Below are 16,376 nucleotides of genomic sequence, written 5' to 3' on the forward strand. Positions count from 1 at the left end.
GTCGGGGTGGATGGAAGCAGGGCGCGCGCGATCGTCGGAATCCGCAATCATTTCGCAACTGCGAGATGGAAGTGTGATACGCAAAGAGGATGCCAAGACGTCGATCGCCTCGTTTATTTCGCACTAATACGAGCATGCTCAGTCATTGACGACAGCTTGTCGCTGTAGTCATTCCAGACATCCAGTGAGCGCGAGCGCTTGATCGTAGGTCCCCAGATCAATGTGATGCTGCAATGCAAAATTTTAGAACTTCATAGTTCCTTGCTTGCTCGGATTGAGGCGCAATGCCGAGTCTGGGAGCCATGGTTCTACGCCCGCTCGTAAGAATAACGACGAGTAGGGGCGCGCGACTACGGACCAGCACCGCAGTATCAATGCGAGGTTCTGACCGACAAGATCGCCGCGGCCAAAGCCATCGCAGCTAGGCCTGCCGCCCCGATCGGCAGCACCGACAAGTCATAATTTGCAATAAGCCTGCCGCCGACTACGGTACCGCCGGCAACGCCCACGTGCATTGCGGTGACATTCGCACCGATTATAATGTCGCTCGGGCTTCGGCCGAGATCCGCAATATCGCTCTGGACGATCGGCGAAATCGACCAGCTCGCGCATCCCCAAATTGAAAGGCTGGCGAAAAAAAGATGCTGCTTTCTGACACGCATAGCAGCAACGTTGTGACGAGATAGATTGCAGGGCTCGCGACCAGCGCGAGCCGACGACCTGCGAGGTCAGAAAGAATACCGGCCAGCACGCCCCCCGCCATGCCCGACGACCCGAAAACGGCGTAAAGAAAGGCCTCCCAGTGTGGCCCGAAGAACCCCTTGCTCGCGGCGTAAGAGGTCAAATAACTGAAGAGGGTGAAATGACCTGCAATGAACAAAATAGAAACACGCTGCGCCATCATCTGATTGCGATCCCGGAAATGAGCTAGATACAGTTTGCCAAAAGGCGAGCGCTTGCTCGGCGACCCGACATTCGGTAGCACGACGATTACAAGCCATATAGCGACGACAGATAGGCCAATCATTGCAAGGCCTACGGCGGCGCCAACCAATCAAATGTGTAATCCACACGCCCAGAGGTACCCCCAAAAAAAGCGAGCCGCTTATTCCAAGGTACACGGAGGCTATGGCACGAGCTCGATATCTTTCCGAGACGATCTGAACTGCACAACCGACGGCGCATACCGATATCTGCGCGCAAGCCATAGCCGTGATGATCCTCGAGGCGCTTATTGGGAGCAGCCCCGATCCACCGATCACAACCGGCACATTGCTCCCTGCAAAGATTGACATGGCCGCGAGGAGCGTCGGTTTTACATCGAAGCGATAGGAAATCAGTGTAGCTATCGGCGCGAAGAACGCGTAGGTGACCGAGAACACTGAAATGAGGATACTTGCTTCGGACTCGCCTACTCCAAGGCTGCCGGCTACATTCGGCAGCACCCCGATGAAAACGTTCTCGGCCAATCCGGTGATAAACACAGCAGTAGTGAGTACGAGAATTCGATTCATACCGCCAACTGCGCTGGATTGGCCGGCGCTTGCGCGGTCTCTTTTCCACCAGCTCTGCCCGATGCTCTCATCAGTCCTCGTATGCCCTGACTTCAATCAGTTTTTTGCGGGCCGAGATGGGCTCCTGCCTCATACCGATTGGACGCCCTGGGAACAGTTTGCAACGAGATCGGCTGCGTAAAGTACTCGTACTTGCCCGTCAGCACGCCTTGCGTGAATTGAAGCGCATGCTTGCCAAAGAACCACTCTTCAACAGCATAGCCGCGGGTCAGTTCGATTGGCGAGGTAAGGTTCAGTCCGGGCATTTCGATCCGATTGACCGTCGTCGGCCGGTTGCATAACAGTCTGAGGTCCTCAACGTGGATCCCGAGCGGGATCTTTTCGAACAAATCGCCAGGCAGAGCGTCGCTGTTCGACAGGTCGACTTTGGTGAATGGCAAAGGGCCGTCGGGTCCTGCCTTTCTAGAGAGGAACTTTTCTACGGCGTGGACATGCGTCGCAATCCCGGGATGGGAATCCCATTTCGCGTAAAAATCAGAGCGTAGTACCTGCCAGTCTGCATAGAGTGAGTCGAGATCGCCCCGATCAAATGAATTCGCGTGCCGGCACTCGTACGGGACCGGATACCGGGAAGTCCCGATGATCGATGTAAAATTGTGAAATCCACCCTCGTTGGTCCGTTGTCTCAACTCGTTGATCAACGGAACCCACACATCCTTGGTCACAAAGTGCAACGACGAGTGTGCCAAAGCCAGGTCGTATCTCTCATCAGGGACGAAATCCTCGATTCTCCCTTCGATCACATCGATATTCAACGAATGTTCGTCTGCAACCGATCGCAGTTTTCTGACCGCGCTCGATGACGGTTCCAATGCAGTTACCGCATGCCCCCTGAATGCAAGAAAGAGAGCGTTCCTGCCTTCGCCGCATCCTAGGTCGACGACCATTGCGTTTCTTGGCAGTTGCTGTTCTATCTCATAGACTTCGACGCTTGGCCCGCCCATCGTCCAGACGTTGGGATCCGAATAGCCTCGTTCCCAAAACCGCTCGCTGTTTTTCATTTAGGAACGTACCTTTCTTCACGGATTTTCACGTGGTCCGAGAAGAGATGATGCGCTATCAGGTTGCTGTACTTGTAACCTTTCCGGGTCAGAGCAATGGCGCCATCGCCCCGCAAATCGATGCAGCCTTCGACTTCCAGAGCATCTATCACCTCCAAAAAATCGGCGCGGAGGTCCCGTCCGAATCGTCGTGAATAATCTGCTTCTGAAAGCTGGTTGAGCGTAAGGTTAAGTATAAAATATCTCAACCGTTCTTCGGATTCGTCTAATATAACTCCGTATTTCAGCAAATTCCGACTAGTCATCTCGAGATGTATATAATCGTCGATGGCTTTGCCGACATTCTTCAGCGCGACGGCATAGTCGAGGCTGTAGTGATATTTCCCGTTATAACTTCGCGCGCCTGCTCCGATGCCTATCATCGGAACACCGAGGAAGTCAGAGGTTTCCTGGCCGTAGGCGCTGGTGCCTTCTGGAAGGCAGGTAAAACGGGTGAAAGATTCCTGTCGATACTCATTGTCCTGCATAAAATCGACATTGCTGTCGTAGATCTCATATTTGAGGCGGTCTTCCACATATTCTTGCGGTCGAGATCGCTGCTGCTTTTGCATAGCAGTGAGCGGCCGGCTGATCGCCGGATAAAGCGAAACGGTTGTTGGCCGAAAGGACAAAATCTGCTCCAGCGAGCGCTTCCAACTTTCCGGCGTTTGACGGAAGAGGCCGTAGATCAAGTCGAGATTGAAGTTATCGAAACGCTTGCGAACTGCTTCAATGGACGAAATCGACACAGAAACCTGATATGGGCGGCCGGACGCTCTCAGTTCGACGGAATCCATCGTTTGGATTCCCATGCTGATCCGGTTCACGCCTTGGTTCTTCAAAAAATCCAGCAGTTCCCCCGACACAGTGTCGGGAGATCCTTCGACGCACACCTCGGTCGAACGGTCGATATTTGGAAAGCCATCTCGAACGGAAGAGAAAATCTGGGCCAGCCGATCGATGGGCAGGAGAGTTGGGGTTCCGCCGCCGATATAGACCGATGCGACAGATCTGTGACCGGCAAATGTTGCATAAAGGCTTATCTGCCAGCAGATCTTTTCGACATAACGTCGAATAAGATCCTCCGTGTGCCGCGTGGTCAGAAAGAGCGTGCAATAGGTGCACCTATATCGGCAAAATGGCACATGTATGTATAACGCTACCGGCGCCTGGTCGTTTGAATCCCACACATCGCTCAATCGAATGTTTTCAAGCTCTTTATATGTCCGTTTTGGGGGGTAGCTGTATACATACGCCTTGAGGTCGCCTTTGCCGATGGCTTCCCTCAAGGAATTTGCAAATGATTGCATGCTCCTTTCTCCTGCGGCCGGCACTATTCGGCAATCTGCGCGAGGTCGGCGTCAAGGCGCTTGCGCACGAGATTTGGAACGGTTGCAGTCTTGATGGCATCGAGATTGGTGGGGCTGTCGCCAACTTGAATGAGGGCCACCATGCCCAAGCTCATATGCGGCGTGCATTTCACCACATAGGCCCCGGGCATATCGAGTTTTGCGCGATATTCCTCGTTCGCTTTAGATTTGAACTCCGGTGCGCCTTTTGGGATCAAACCTTTGAACGTTTCGACATTGTGTCCCTTATCAACCGGAATAAACGTCACCGTGTCGCCTGGTGCGATCTTCGTGAAACCTGGCTCAAAAACCATTGCGCCGTCCGTGCCCCTGTTCAACATCCGGATTTGGTGGTCCGCCGCCATCAGTGGCATCGCTGATGCGGTCAGCATCGCCGTTGCGACGATCGGACAGATTTTCAAACCCATTTCTGATCTCCTTTCGCGATAGCCCGATTAATTGTCCGCCCGAAGCTTTAGGCGCGAACGGGCTGACATTCCTTGAGATCGAGCAATCTTTGATCAATTTCTACGTCAAGCCCGCGCGCCGGTGTCCATCCGCGCGCGGACGAAGTCGCTGCGGCACTCGAGGGGCGCCTCATCCGCGGGTGATCAAAGCGCAGTTGGATGCAATCAGGTGATCATCAAACAAAATCGCGGCGTTCGTTGAGAGAGATCAAGGACTGAGTGCCCGTCACGTGCGAATAGTTCCCAAAAGTGGCGAGAAAGGCGGCCGCCTTTGGCGTGGTCGTCTGTACATCGGGAAGCATGACATGAATTACACCGCTGAAACCATGCTGGTTGCGGTCGGGGCTTTTTTGGCACTGGTCGGCGCGGGGGTCGCTCATGACCAGCTTTTTGCAACCCACATGGGGATACTGTTCTTCTGTTTGCTAGCGGGCACGGTACTGCTTCTGCGGCGAATTGATTTTTCCCCCGTGACAGTGAGCGCCAAACCCAAAAACGGAGCCTATTTTGACGAGGTCATCCGCTATGGATTGATTGCCACCGTCTTTTGGGGGGTGATCGGCTTCCTGATCGGTGTCGTGATCGCCCTGCAACTTGCCTATCCGGATCTGAACGTCGCGCCGTATTTCAATTTTGGTCGCTTGCGCCCACTTCATACCTCTGCCGTCATCTTCGCCTTCGGCGGCAACGGGTTGATAATGACCTCCTTTTACGTCGTCCAGCGCACCTGCCGAGCCCGGCTCTTCGGCGGCAATCTCGGTTGGTTCGTGTTCTGGGGATATCAACTTTTCATCGTCATGGCCGCGACCGGCTATGTTCTCGGGATCACGCAGGCTCGCGAATATGCCGAGCCCGAATGGTATGTCGACATCTGGCTCACCATTGTCTGGGTCGCCTATCTTGTCACCTTTTTGGGAACGATCCTGAAGCGCAAGGAGCCGCACATCTATGTCGCGAACTGGTTCTATCTGAGTTTCATCGTCACCATCGCCGTGCTGCATGTCGTCAACAATCTCGCGATGCCGGTGTCTTTCCTTGGCTCAAAGAGCTATTCGCTATTTTCGGGCGTGCAGGGTGCCCTGACACAATGGTGGTACGGCCACAACGCCGTCGGCTTTTTCCTGACCGCCGGCTTCCTTGGCATGATGTACTATTTCGTACCGAAGCAGGCGAACCGCCCAATCTATTCCTATCGCCTGTCGATCATCCATTTCTGGGCCCTGATCTTCATGTACATCTGGGCTGGTCCGCATCATCTGCATTACACGGCATTGCCCGATTGGGCGCAGACTTTGGGCATGGTCTTCTCGGTGATGCTGTGGATGCCTTCCTGGGGCGGCATGATCAACGGTCTGATGACTCTTTCGGGCGCCTGGGACAAGATCCGTACCGACCCGATCATCCGCATGATGATCGTCGCGATCGCCTTTTATGGCATGTCGACCTTCGAAGGCCCGATGATGTCGGTCAAGACGGTCAACTCGCTCAGTCACTATACCGAATGGACCATCGGTCACGTTCATTCCGGCGCGCTCGGCTGGGTCGGCATGATCACGTTCGGCGCCATCTACTACCTGACGCCAAAGCTCTGGGGGCGCGAGCGGCTTTACAGCCTCCGTATGGTCAACTGGCATTTCTGGCTCGCCACGCTGGGCATCGTTATCTACGCCGCGGTGCTGTGGGTCGCCGGCATCCAGCAAGGCCTGATGTGGCGCGAATACAATAGTCAGGGTTTCCTCGTCTATTCCTTCGCAGAGACCGTGGCTGCGATGTTCCCCTATTATCTTCTGCGCGCCGTCGGTGGTGCTCTCTATCTGGCAGGGGGAGTGATCATGGCCTGGAACGTCGCAATGACCATCCGGGGCCGCCAGCGCGACGAAGCCGCGATCCCCAGCGCTTTCATCGCCAAGGCCGCCGAGTGAGAGAAACATGTCAATACTCGCCAAACACCAGATCATCGAGAAAAATGCTACCCTTCTGCTTGTCGGGTCGCTGTTGGTGGTCAGCATTGGCGGCATCGTCGAGATCGCGCCGCTGTTCTATCTCCAGAACACGATCGAGAAGGTGGAAGGCATGCGCCCGTACACGCCTCTCGAGCTGGCCGGGCGCAATATCTACATCCGCGAAGGCTGCTATCTCTGCCATAGCCAGATGATCCGACCGTTCCGCGACGAAGTGGAGCGTTACGGCCATTATTCGCTCGCCGCCGAGTCCATGTATGACCATCCGTTCCAGTGGGGCTCGAAGCGCACGGGACCGGATCTGGCGCGTGTCGGCGGTCGTTATTCCAATGAGTGGCACGTCCAGCATCTGTCCAACCCGCGCGAGGTGGTGCCGGAGTCGATCATGCCTACTTACGCCTTTCTCAAGGAGAGGGAGGTCACGGTTAAGGATATCGGCATGGATCTCAAGGCGAACGAGGATGTCGGCGTACCCTATAGCCAAGACATGCTGGCGAATGCGGAAGCCGACATGCGGGCGCAAGCCGATCCAAACGCAAATACGACGGATCTGCTGGCGCGATATCCGAAAGCGAAGGTCGGCGATTTCGATGGCGATGCCGCCAGGCTGACCGAGGTGGACGCGCTCGTCGCATATCTGCAAATGCTCGGAACGCTGGTTGATTTCTCGACTTACGACGATGCCACCGGCTATCGCTGAGGTGCCTCCGTGGAAACATACACTGCAATGCGTCACTTCGCCGACAGTTGGGGGCTCCTCGCACTGGCCTTGTTTTTCGTGGGGGCTATAGCCTTCACGCTCCGGCCAGGCAGCAAAAAAGGCGCCAACGAAGCCGCTGACATACCTTTAAAGGACGATTGAGATGTCGGACAAACCTATAGACGAACTCAGCGGCGTCGAAACAACGGGCCATGAGTGGGACGGCATCCGCGAACTCAACAATCCCATGCCCCGATGGTGGGTGTGGACATTCTATGCCACGATCCTCTGGGCCGTCGGCTATGCCATCGCCTATCCCTCCATACCCCTGATCAGGGATACCACCAAAGGACTGATCGGGTTCTCAAGCCGGGCTGAACTGCAGCACGAAATGAACAACGCCAAGATTGAGCAGGCTCGCCTCGATGTTCTGATCGCCGCGAAATCCGTTGAAGAAATCGATGCCGACCCAACGCTGCGTGAGTTTGCAATTGCAGGCGGCGCCTCGGCCTTCAAGGTCAATTGCGCGCCGTGTCATGGCTCCGGTGCCACCGGCGCTCCGGGGTTTCCCAATCTAAACGACGACGATTGGCTATGGGGCGGCAGTCTTCCCGCCATTCAACAGACAATCGCTCATGGCATCCGCTTCGATGCCGATCCCGAGACGCATGTCTCTGAGATGCCCGCCTTCGGTGATGTACTCGAACGCACCCAGATACGCCAGGTAGCCGCTTACATTTGGGCCTTGACCAACACAGTTTCCGATCCGGCAGCGGCCGACGCCGGCAAGCAGGTATTCCTCGACAATTGCGCCGTCTGTCATGGCGAAGACGACAGGGGAAAACAGGAGTTTGGCGCACCAAATCTCGCCGACGCGATCTGGCTTAAGGGGCGAGGGGAGCAAGCGATCATCCGCCAGGTGACCCTGCCCAAACACGGCGTTATGCCAGCTTGGTCTGCCCGGCTGGGCGAAACCACCGTGAAGGAGTTGACGGTGTTTGTTCATTCCTTGGGCGGTGGAAAATAGAAAAGAAAAATCACGAATTCACGTGCATCACAATCTTTATGGCCTGATGGCGATACGGTCAGCAGTCGATCACGATCTTGTCTCTCTACGCAATGCGGTTGCGTTCGGACAGCCAGAAAACTTGCTCGTAGAACTGAAAAAGTTAGCAGCGTTTTGATTTCACTCAACGATCGCAAGCTAGCAAGCTGCTATTCTCCGGGCCTGGAGGACGTCCCTTCGTGCTGTGGCTCGTAGTTCCTCCGGGCCACACCCCCCTCCCGGAGTGTGGCTCTCCTTTTGATTGAGCCGATAGGCTTGCTTTTTCTCTCCCGGACTTGCGTCGAGAACGCTTGGTTCGTCAAATGCAGGATGAGGATCATCAACAGGATGGTATGCGATGATCCTCACCATAGCTCCCATGACAGGTGACGATCGCATCGAACGGACAGGCGCCGACGACGTTGGTGTCCGGCGCAACCGTCAGCCGCTTTATGCCGCGCGAAAGAAAGTGTTTCCAAAGCGAGCGCAGGGTCGGTTCCGGCGATTCAAATGGATCATCATGCTGATCACGCTCGGCATCTACCATCTTTCTCCGTGGATTCGCTGGGACCGAGGTCCATATGCGCCCGACCAGGCGATTCTCATCGACCTCGCCTCTCGTCGCTTCTTCTTCTTTTTCATCGAGATATGGCCACAGGAGTTCTTCTATGTGGCCGGTCTGCTTGTCATGGCTGGCTTTGGCCTGTTTCTCGTAACGTCGGCGGTGGGGCGGGCATGGTGTGGTTATGCCTGTCCACAGACGGTATGGGTCGATGTCTTCCTTGTCGTGGAACGCGCGATCGAAGGTGATCGCAACGCGCGCATGAAACTCGATGCGAGTCCCTGGACACCGGACAAGATTGCAAAGCGGGTCGCCATACATGGCATATGGGTTCTTATCGGCGTCCTCACAGGCGGCGTATGGATCTTCTATTTCGCGGATGCGCCATCCCTTGCTGTTGCCTTATTCAAGGGCCAGGCGCCGGCCGTCGCCTATGCCACGGTCGCCCTTCTCACCTCGACCACTTACATTCTTGGCGGGCTGATGAGGGAACAGGTCTGCACCTACATGTGTCCGTGGCCCCGCATCCAGGGCGCGATGCTGGACGAAAATTCCCTCGTCGTGACCTACAACGACTGGCGCGGTGAGCCGCGCTCCCGTCACGCCAAAAAAGCCCAAGCGGCGGGCCTGGCTACCGGCGATTGCGTGGACTGCAACGCTTGCGTTGCCGTCTGTCCGATGGGGATAGATATCCGCGACGGTCAGCAAATGGAATGCATCACCTGCGCCTTGTGCATCGACGCCTGCGACGGTGTGATGAATAAGCTCGATAAGCCACGCGGCGTGATCTCCTATGCGACGCTAAGCGAGTATGCCGCGAACATGAACCTGGCGACGAATGGTGGCGCGAGCCCTGTGCAACCGCATCTCGTGCGAAACGCCGATGGCGACTTCATCGAGAATATCCAGCACTTCAACTGGCGCGTGATCTTCAGGCCGCGCGTTCTTTTCTATGCGGCTGTTTGGGCAGCGATCGGGGTGGCGATGCTCGTGCATTTGGCGCTCCGGGAGCGGCTGGAACTGAACGTGGTTCACGACCGCAATCCGCAATATGTCCTGGAGTCCGATGGATCGATCCGCAACGGCTATACGCTTCGCGTGCTCAATATGGTGCCGATGCCGAGGAGAATCGATATCCGACTGGACGGCGCGGAGGGAGCGACGATGAAGATCCCCGAACTCTCGAAGGAGGAAGGCCGGCACTTCACTGTCGATGTGGATCCGGACGCGGCCACCTCGCTCAAAGTGTTCGTCACGCAAAAGGCCAAGCCGGAAACAATCAAGGAATTCCTGTTCGTCATAGAGGACGAAAATCATGCGGATCGGGCTACGCACCGGGCCGCCTTCAACGTGCCGGGAGCGCCGAAATGAGAAGCCAAGTTATCACCGGAGGTCCCTTCACCGGCCGCCATATGCTGATCGTCATTGTTGCGTTCTTCGCCGTGGTGATCGGAGTGAACGTGACGATGGCAGTTCTCGCTTCCACGAGCTGGAGCGGGCTTGTGGTGGAAAATACCTATGTGGCAAGCCAGGAATTCAACGGCAAGGCCGCCGCCATGCGTGCTATGGCGAGCAGCGGCATTTCGGGCGATCTGTTACTGCGCCGCGATGTCATTCAGTACGATATTCATAACCGTGACGGGTCGCCGGCGGTGGTTGACGACGTGACGCTGACGTTCAGAAGGCCCGTGGGCGACCGGGAGGACTTCGCGCTTGCACTGACGAAGACAAGCGAAGGCCATTTCGAAGCGAAACATCGCATTGAGGGAGGCGACTGGATCGTGGAAACCGTCTCGCGCAGAGACGGTGTCACGGTAATGCATGAGGCTAGGCGCATCGACACGGCGGAGTTTGGACAATGACCTGCTGCACGATGGACGCGGAAAGCGTCATGACAACGAGCAATAGCTGCGCCAGTGCCGAGGAGATCGTCCTCGCCAGCCATCCGCTGGGGGAGGGCCTTCGTCAATTGGACCTCAGCGTTCCCGATATGCACTGTGGCGCTTGCATTTCGACCATTGAACGGTCCTTATGCAGGTTACCCTATGTAACGCGCGCCCGGGTCAACCTGACTGCGCGGCGGGTCAGTTGCACCTATGTCGAGCACCTTGATAATGCTGTCGTCGATCCGTCGGGTATTCTGTCCGCGATCACCGAAGCCGGGTACCGGGCGCATATTTTCACTCCCGCCGCGCCCCAGACGAATAGTCTGCGCAATCAATTGCTCTTGGCCGTTGGTGTCTGCGGCTTTGCCGCAGCCAATATCATGCTGCTCTCGGTATCGGTCTGGTCCGGTGCAGATGCAGCAACGCGAGACCTGTTTCATTGGATTTCCGCGATGATTACAGCGCCGGCCCTAATTTATGGCGGCCGTTTCTTTTTTCGATCGGCTTGGAATGCCTTGAAGAATGGGCGCACCAACATGGATGTGCCGATTTCGCTCGCTGTCACGCTCTCCTATGCCGTATCGTTGTGGGAGACGATCCATCACGGAGAGCATGCATGGTTTGACGCCTCCGTGTCGCTGCTGTTCTTCCTGCTCATTGGCCGCACGCTCGACCACATCATGCGGCAAAAGGCGCGAGCCGCGGTCAACAGCCTGGCGAGACTTGCGCCACGCGGCGCGCTGGTGATAGCTGCCGATGGGAGCAAGCGCTACACCGCGATTGAAGATATCAGCATCGGTGATCATGTTTTCATCGCTGCCGGCGAACGCATCCCCGTCGACGGCGCCGTGACCGCAGGTACGAGCGAGCTGGATCTCTCTATTGTCACGGGCGAAAGTATACCAGTTGCTGTCGCGAACAGCGCGGAGGTGAGATCTGGTGCGATGAACCTCATGGCGTCATTGACCATTCGCGCGACGAAGACGGCGCAAAACTCGCTGCTTGCGGAAACCATCAACCTTATGGAGGCAGCAGAAGGAGGCAGGGCGCGCTATCGCAGGGTCGCGGATCGTGCAGCCGGCCTTTACGCTCCGGCGGTTCATTTACTTGCGCTGCTTTCCTTTCTTGCCTGGGGCTCCCTTGGTGGAGATTGGAAGCATGCCATGCTTGTCGCCGTCGCGGTGCTGATCATCACTTGTCCTTGCGCGCTTGGTCTAGCAGTGCCGGTCGTCCAGGTTGTTGCCGCAGGCAACCTGTTTCGCCGCGGCATCATGATCAAGGACGGCTCCGCTTTGGAGCGTCTCGCGGAAATCGATGCCGTCGCGTTTGACAAGACCGGCACGTTGACGATGGGCCAGCCGCGGCTCGTCGAGATGGTGGATGTGGGGTCGGAGGAAAGGGCGATCGCGGCCGGAATTGCTGCGCATTCCCGCCATCCGCTCTCTCAGGCGTTGCTGCGGAGTGCCGGCGGCAAGGGGCAACGGTTCGACAGCGTCGTCGAGATACCGGGCGCGGGCCTGGAAGTCGAAACCGCCAGGGGGCTATATCGTCTCGGCCATATGGAGTTCGCTTGTTCGATCCCGCCCCGAGAAGAAAAAGAAGCGGATGACTCGCTCTCCGAGGTCGTTCTGTCGAGGAACGGTATCGCACTTGCCCGATTCTATTTCGAAGACACGCTTCGCCCCGGAGTAGCCGTAGCCATTCGTCAGCTCGGTCTTGCAGGGCTGCAGACGATGATCCTGTCTGGCGATCGGCAAGCCGTCGTCGAGTCGACAGCGCGGCTATTGCATGTGGATCGCTGGATTGCGGAATTGGATCCGAAACAGAAAGTGGAAGAGTGCACACGCTTGGCCGAGGCGGGCAACAAGGTCATGATGGTTGGTGACGGCATCAACGATGCGCCGGCACTTACGGCGGCGCATGTGTCGATGGCTCCCGCGACTGCGTCCGACATTGGCCGACAGGCGGCAGACCTGGTTTTCCTGAATGACCGTCTCGACGCGGTTCCGGAGGCGATCTGCGTCGCGCGGCGCGCGGCAGCTTTGATCCGTCAGAACTTCGCCCTTGCCATCGGTTACAATGTGCTCGCTGTTCCCATCGCTATCGCGGGCTATGCGACGCCGCTTATCGCCGCCGTCGCCATGTCGTCGTCTTCGCTGATCGTCGTGACGAATGCATTGCGACTCAACCACTGGAATCGGCGGGAGCAACTTAGGCATGATGGCAAACATGCAGCCTCAGCAGGAGGGTCCATATGAATATGCTGATCTATTTGATCCCGCTGGCATTGTTCATGGGTACGCTCGGGCTGGGAGGCTTTCTGTGGTCGCTAAAGAGCGGACAGTATGATGATTTGGAAGGGGCTTCGTGGCGCATCTTAGTGAGTGAGGATAATGCGCCCGAGGGGGCGCAACAATCGACAAGCGCCAGTGCAGATGACCCGACGAAACTGCTAAATTCCCAACTGCCTGGAATCCACAGACGGTCTTACACGAAGAGGTTTTTCCGAAATGATGATTCGAAACCGCGTTGAATTGCGCGAGGCTTTCTGCCCGGATAATCCAACACGTCTCATGCCAAACGTCATTCAAGTGACTGAAACGTTGCGAAATTGCCACACAAGGCCAGGGTTTGTCTGCGACAGGCAGTCCAATTTTCTTTAGTTGAGCCGCCTCAAATCCTGACGTGCCAGCCGATGTTACTGCTCCTCGATTCACGAATTTCAGATCGAAGGAGACAAGAATGACTTCCAAGGACATCATACGGGTCATCATCGCTACTGCAATATTGGGTATCGTGAGCACCGCGCACGCTGCCGATCTGACGACACCACCAAGTAGGGCTCCCATTCCCGCGGCAGCCAACAGAAACCCATGGCAGATGCGGCTGCGCGCGCTTGGTGTGATCACTACTGACTCTGGGCGCGTCGACGGCTTGCCGGGTTCGGATCTTTCCTTTTCGGACACGGTCGTGCCGGAATTCGACATCTCGTATTTCTTCACCGAGAATATCGCCGCTGAACTCATCCTGGGCACAACCTACGCTAAGGTGCATGGCGGCGGCTCGATTTCAGCGCTCGGCGAGATCGGCAAGACTTGGCTGCTGCCGCCAACGCTCACCCTACAATACCATTTCACCGACCTTGGCGCTTTTCGGCCATATGTCGGCGCCGGCCTCAACTATACGCTGTTTTACAACCAGTCGGGAAAAAGTGCTCGCAGCCTTGATGTCAAGAACTCCTTCGGTGTCGCGCTCCAGGCCGGCTTCGACTATATGATCGACGATCACTGGGGTGTGAACGTCGACGCCAAAAAGATCTTCCTAAGGCCTGATTTCGACGCCAACGTCGGCGGGGCCAACGTCAGCGGCAAGGCCAGGCTCGATCCATGGCTGCTTGGCGCGGGCGTAACCTATCGTTTCTAGGCCCTCATAAAATCGCTTGGTGTTTAGCGACTTGCGTCATCCAAGGCTCGACCAGCGTTTGGATGGCGTTGGCGTTAGTGATGCTGGGTACGTGCATGCCGACTTGGTCATCAACTTTATGAGAAGATCAAGGTCAACTCGAAGTGGAGTAACTTGAGAAATGGACAAATTCGCAAGCAAGTCACAGCACCGCCGAGCACCCAAAGAGTTCACTTGAGCCTCGTATCCAGGTGCGGCCCGAATTCTGCTCGTACGAATATCGCACGACATCGACGCCGAGGCGCAAAAGGAGGGGCTGGATTACGTAGTCGCAAATGCCCGTAAGGGGGCGATCTCTATATGCCTATGGGAGCATGACATTGCGGGTTCTCGTTAAGGGCGCCGGAATTGCCGGCCTAACAGTAGCACGTCAACTGTGCGCGCGCGGCGCTCACGTAACAGTCTCCGACCCGCATCTTGGATTCGGGCGCTCTGCATCCTGGCTCGCCGGCGGCATGCTGGCGCCCTGGTGCGAGCGGGTAAACGCCGACGAGAGAGTAATGACGTTGGGGAAAATGGCCGTGGAATGGTGGGATGCCGTCCTGCCCGGCCAAGTCATTCATAAAGGGACACTGGTCGCCGCACCTCAGCGGGATTCGGGCGAACTCGGCCGCTTTGCGGCCCGTACGTCTGGGTATGAATGGTTGGACGAAGATGGCATAGCCGAGCTGGATCCCGCCCTTGCACAGCGTTTTCGCAGGGGTCTGTTCTTCCAACATGAAGCTCATCTGAACCCCCGTCAGGCGCTACGGACGTTGAAAGAGCTGCTGTCGGCAGCAGGCGTCGTCTTTACTAGCGATGATGTGAGCGAAGACGATTTCCCAGATATCGTTGATTGCACCGGTGCTGCCCGCATCGGGCAAAGTCGCGATCTGCGCGGCGTGCGCGGCGAAATGCTCTATCTGCATACAGAGGAGGTCATGCTCGCCAGGCCTATCCGCCTGCTGCATCCTCGCTTTCCCGTCTATGTCGTCCCTCGCGGCGAAGGCCTGTTTATGGTCGGGGCGACGATGATCGAGACGGAATTCGACGGGGCGATCACCGCACGCTCGACGATGGAACTGCTGAACGCAGCCTATACACTGCATCCGGCCTTTGCGGACGCCACCGTGGTCGAAACTGGCGCCGGCATCCGCCCGGCCTTTCCCGACAATTTTCCGCGCGTGATGCGGGACGGCAGAGTCATCCACGTGAACGGCCTTTATCGCCACGGTTTTCTGCTGGCGCCCACAATGGCGGCCGAAGCGGCCGATCTCGTCTTTTCCGATCGGACGAAGCAAAGGAGTTTCCAATGCACCTGATCATCAATGGCGAAACGCAGTCCATCGCCGCTAAGACGCTTTCGCAGCTTTTGGCCGCACTCGACCATGAAGGCGACTGGCTGGCAACAGCCGCCAACGGCGAACTGGTTCATCGCGAAGATCGCGACGAACATATTTTCGCCGACTATGACAGGATCGAGATACTGACACCCATGCAAGGAGGCTGATCGTGCTCGATCTCTATGGAAGCCAGATTGGGTCACCCTGCTGCTCGGCACCGCCCGCTATCCCTCGCCAGCCGTCCTAGCCCATGCGGTCACGCGCGCCGCAGAGTCTTGATCGCATCGGGGATCGAAGGCGCGAATCGGCAGCATAGCGCTTGTGGTGATCGTCGGCTGACTGTGGAACGCGTCGCCGGTCTTCGAGAACGGGGCGGATAGTGCTGCAGTGGTGAGGGATACTCTATTGCATGCGAATCCTAAGCTGAACCAGGCGATGGATCGGAGTAAAGAGGCCTAGAGGTGCCCTAAACAACATCGCGCATTGGGAGCCGAAGCGCCGAGACACTGCACCCATGCCTGAAACGAAAAAATTTTGAACCAGCAAACAAAATGGACGCTGCGGCAAAATTCGGGATGCGTGGCTAACGACACGTCACGGTTAATCTTTTAGAAAATAAGCATAATCGCAGTGCAGTTAAGAGAGAAATGCAGGACAGGTCTAGATCATGTCCCAGGACGTGGTGTAGCTTAGACGACCACGGCTCATCCCAGAGGGTCGGATGAGTATCAGCTTGCTGCTGGCAGGCTGATGAGCGGATCATCGCTCATTGTGGCGATTGTCTCAAGTGTCATGTAGCGGGATCGCTGGACGGCCCATTCATCGTTCTGTTCGAGCAGCAGCGCACCGACCAGGCGCACGATGGCGTCGTCGTTGGGGAAAATGCCGACGACCTCTGTGCGCCGCTTGATCTCACCGTTCAATCGCTCAATGGGGTTGGTCGAGTGAAGTTTGGCCCAATGCTGCTTGGGAAAGGTCATGTAGGCGAGCACGTCTTGCTCGGCACTG

General features: G+C 56.7%; 15 protein-coding genes and 2 pseudogenes. 11 read left to right on the forward strand and 6 right to left on the reverse strand.

From position 1 onward, the window contains the following. Nucleotides 1-535: 535 nt before the first annotated feature. From K290_RS38580 to K290_RS0129775, 5 genes and pseudogenes are all read right to left on the reverse strand, one after another. The gene (locus K290_RS38580) at nt 536-904 is read right to left on the reverse strand and encodes an MFS transporter (RefSeq protein WP_240535516.1); all 369 of its coding nucleotides are present in this window, start codon (nt 902-904) and stop codon (nt 536-538) included. A 151-nt stretch (nt 905-1,055) separates the two neighbouring features. Further along, nucleotides 1,056-1,514, reverse strand: a pseudogene (locus K290_RS39015) (MFS transporter); the annotation flags it as partial. Nucleotides 1,515-1,606: 92 nt separating this feature from the next. Continuing rightward, on the reverse strand, nt 1,607-2,575 hold the full coding sequence (locus K290_RS0129765; protein WP_004125894.1) for a class I SAM-dependent methyltransferase: 969 nt from the start codon (nt 2,573-2,575) through the stop codon (nt 1,607-1,609). Further along, nucleotides 2,572-3,924, reverse strand: a complete 1,353-nt coding sequence (locus K290_RS0129770) for an STM4012 family radical SAM protein (protein WP_004125896.1) — start codon at nt 3,922-3,924, stop codon at nt 2,572-2,574. Before K290_RS0129770 ends, K290_RS0129765 begins: the two co-directional genes overlap by 4 nt. Nucleotides 3,925-3,947: 23 nt before the next feature. After that, nucleotides 3,948-4,391 (reverse strand): pseudoazurin, encoded by a 444-nt coding sequence (locus K290_RS0129775; RefSeq protein ID WP_004125898.1) that lies wholly within the window; start codon nt 4,389-4,391, stop codon nt 3,948-3,950. Nucleotides 4,392-4,735: 344 nt separating this feature from the next. On the opposite strand from K290_RS0129775, the gene ccoN reads away from it, so the two are divergent. The 11 genes and pseudogenes from ccoN (at nt 4,736) to thiS (ending at nt 15,535) form a co-directional block, all read left to right on the forward strand. Then, nucleotides 4,736-6,352: a cytochrome-c oxidase, cbb3-type subunit I gene (gene ccoN, locus K290_RS0129780; protein ID WP_004125900.1), complete on the forward strand. Its 1,617-nt coding sequence runs from the start codon at nt 4,736-4,738 to the stop codon at nt 6,350-6,352. A 7-nt stretch (nt 6,353-6,359) separates the two neighbouring features. Next, nucleotides 6,360-7,091, forward strand: a complete 732-nt coding sequence (gene ccoO / locus K290_RS0129785; RefSeq protein ID WP_004125901.1) for a cytochrome-c oxidase, cbb3-type subunit II — start codon at nt 6,360-6,362, stop codon at nt 7,089-7,091. A gap of 9 nt (nt 7,092-7,100) precedes the next feature. After that, a complete protein-coding gene (locus K290_RS0129790; protein WP_028755102.1) occupies nt 7,101-7,253 on the forward strand; it encodes a CcoQ/FixQ family Cbb3-type cytochrome c oxidase assembly chaperone in 153 nt (50 codons plus the stop codon). Between the two features lies 1 nt (nt 7,254). After that, nucleotides 7,255-8,118 (forward strand): cytochrome-c oxidase, cbb3-type subunit III, encoded by an 864-nt coding sequence (gene ccoP, locus K290_RS0129795; protein WP_004125903.1) that lies wholly within the window; start codon nt 7,255-7,257, stop codon nt 8,116-8,118. 376 nt (nt 8,119-8,494) lie between these two features. After that, nucleotides 8,495-10,069, forward strand: coding sequence for a cytochrome c oxidase accessory protein CcoG (gene ccoG, locus K290_RS0129805; protein ID WP_004125904.1), 1,575 nt, complete (start codon nt 8,495-8,497; stop codon nt 10,067-10,069). Beyond that, the gene (locus K290_RS0129810; RefSeq protein ID WP_004125905.1) at nt 10,066-10,560 is read left to right on the forward strand and encodes a FixH family protein; all 495 of its coding nucleotides are present in this window, start codon (nt 10,066-10,068) and stop codon (nt 10,558-10,560) included. Before ccoG ends, K290_RS0129810 begins: the two co-directional genes overlap by 4 nt. Then, nucleotides 10,557-12,842: a cation-translocating P-type ATPase gene (locus tag K290_RS0129815; RefSeq protein WP_004125906.1), complete on the forward strand. Its 2,286-nt coding sequence runs from the start codon at nt 10,557-10,559 to the stop codon at nt 12,840-12,842. The genes K290_RS0129810 and K290_RS0129815 overlap by 4 nt, the downstream gene beginning before the upstream one ends. Then, a pseudogene (gene ccoS, locus K290_RS38585) lies at nt 12,839-12,979 on the forward strand (cbb3-type cytochrome oxidase assembly protein CcoS); the annotation flags it as partial. The gene K290_RS0129815 and the pseudogene ccoS, both read left to right, overlap by 4 nt. 347 nt (nt 12,980-13,326) lie before the next feature. Then, complete coding sequence (locus K290_RS0129825) at nt 13,327-14,007, forward strand: OmpW/AlkL family protein (protein WP_004125911.1); 681 nt, start codon at nt 13,327-13,329, stop codon at nt 14,005-14,007. A gap of 359 nt (nt 14,008-14,366) precedes the next feature. Then, a complete protein-coding gene (thiO, locus tag K290_RS0129830) occupies nt 14,367-15,347 on the forward strand; it encodes a glycine oxidase ThiO (RefSeq protein ID WP_004125914.1) in 981 nt (326 codons plus the stop codon). Next, complete coding sequence (gene thiS / locus K290_RS0129835) at nt 15,338-15,535, forward strand: sulfur carrier protein ThiS (RefSeq protein WP_004125916.1); 198 nt, start codon at nt 15,338-15,340, stop codon at nt 15,533-15,535. The genes thiO and thiS overlap by 10 nt, the downstream gene beginning before the upstream one ends. Nucleotides 15,536-16,096: 561 nt before the next feature. Here thiS and K290_RS35370 read toward each other — a convergent pair. Next, nucleotides 16,097-16,376 (reverse strand): transposase (locus K290_RS35370; protein WP_202595645.1); only part of this gene is annotated, 280 nt, incomplete at its 5' end.

This window comes from Rhizobium leucaenae USDA 9039, from assembly GCF_000426285.1.
Classification (GTDB): domain Bacteria; phylum Pseudomonadota; class Alphaproteobacteria; order Rhizobiales; family Rhizobiaceae; genus Rhizobium; species Rhizobium leucaenae.

Bases quoted from the DNA above. Each gene is read 5' to 3' on its own strand.
- K290_RS0129775 (WP_004125898.1), bottom strand. From the start codon at position 4,391: ATGGGTTTGAAAATCTGTCCGATCGTCGCAACGGCGATGCTGACCGCA.
- K290_RS0129765 (WP_004125894.1), bottom strand. From the start codon at position 2,575: ATGAAAAACAGCGAGCGGTTTTGGGAACGAGGCTATTCGGATCCCAAC.
- K290_RS38580 (WP_240535516.1), bottom strand. From the start codon at position 904: ATGATGGCGCAGCGTGTTTCTATTTTGTTCATTGCAGGTCATTTCACC.
- K290_RS0129815 (WP_004125906.1), top strand. From the start codon at position 10,557: ATGACCTGCTGCACGATGGACGCGGAAAGCGTCATGACAACGAGCAAT.
- K290_RS0129810 (WP_004125905.1), top strand. From the start codon at position 10,066: ATGAGAAGCCAAGTTATCACCGGAGGTCCCTTCACCGGCCGCCATATG.
- K290_RS0129825 (WP_004125911.1), top strand. From the start codon at position 13,327: ATGACTTCCAAGGACATCATACGGGTCATCATCGCTACTGCAATATTG.
- ccoP (WP_004125903.1), top strand. From the start codon at position 7,255: ATGTCGGACAAACCTATAGACGAACTCAGCGGCGTCGAAACAACGGGC.
- ccoN (WP_004125900.1), top strand. From the start codon at position 4,736: ATGAATTACACCGCTGAAACCATGCTGGTTGCGGTCGGGGCTTTTTTG.
- ccoG (WP_004125904.1), top strand. From the start codon at position 8,495: ATGATCCTCACCATAGCTCCCATGACAGGTGACGATCGCATCGAACGG.
- thiS (WP_004125916.1), top strand. From the start codon at position 15,338: ATGCACCTGATCATCAATGGCGAAACGCAGTCCATCGCCGCTAAGACG.
- ccoO (WP_004125901.1), top strand. From the start codon at position 6,360: ATGTCAATACTCGCCAAACACCAGATCATCGAGAAAAATGCTACCCTT.
- K290_RS0129770 (WP_004125896.1), bottom strand. From the start codon at position 3,924: ATGCAATCATTTGCAAATTCCTTGAGGGAAGCCATCGGCAAAGGCGAC.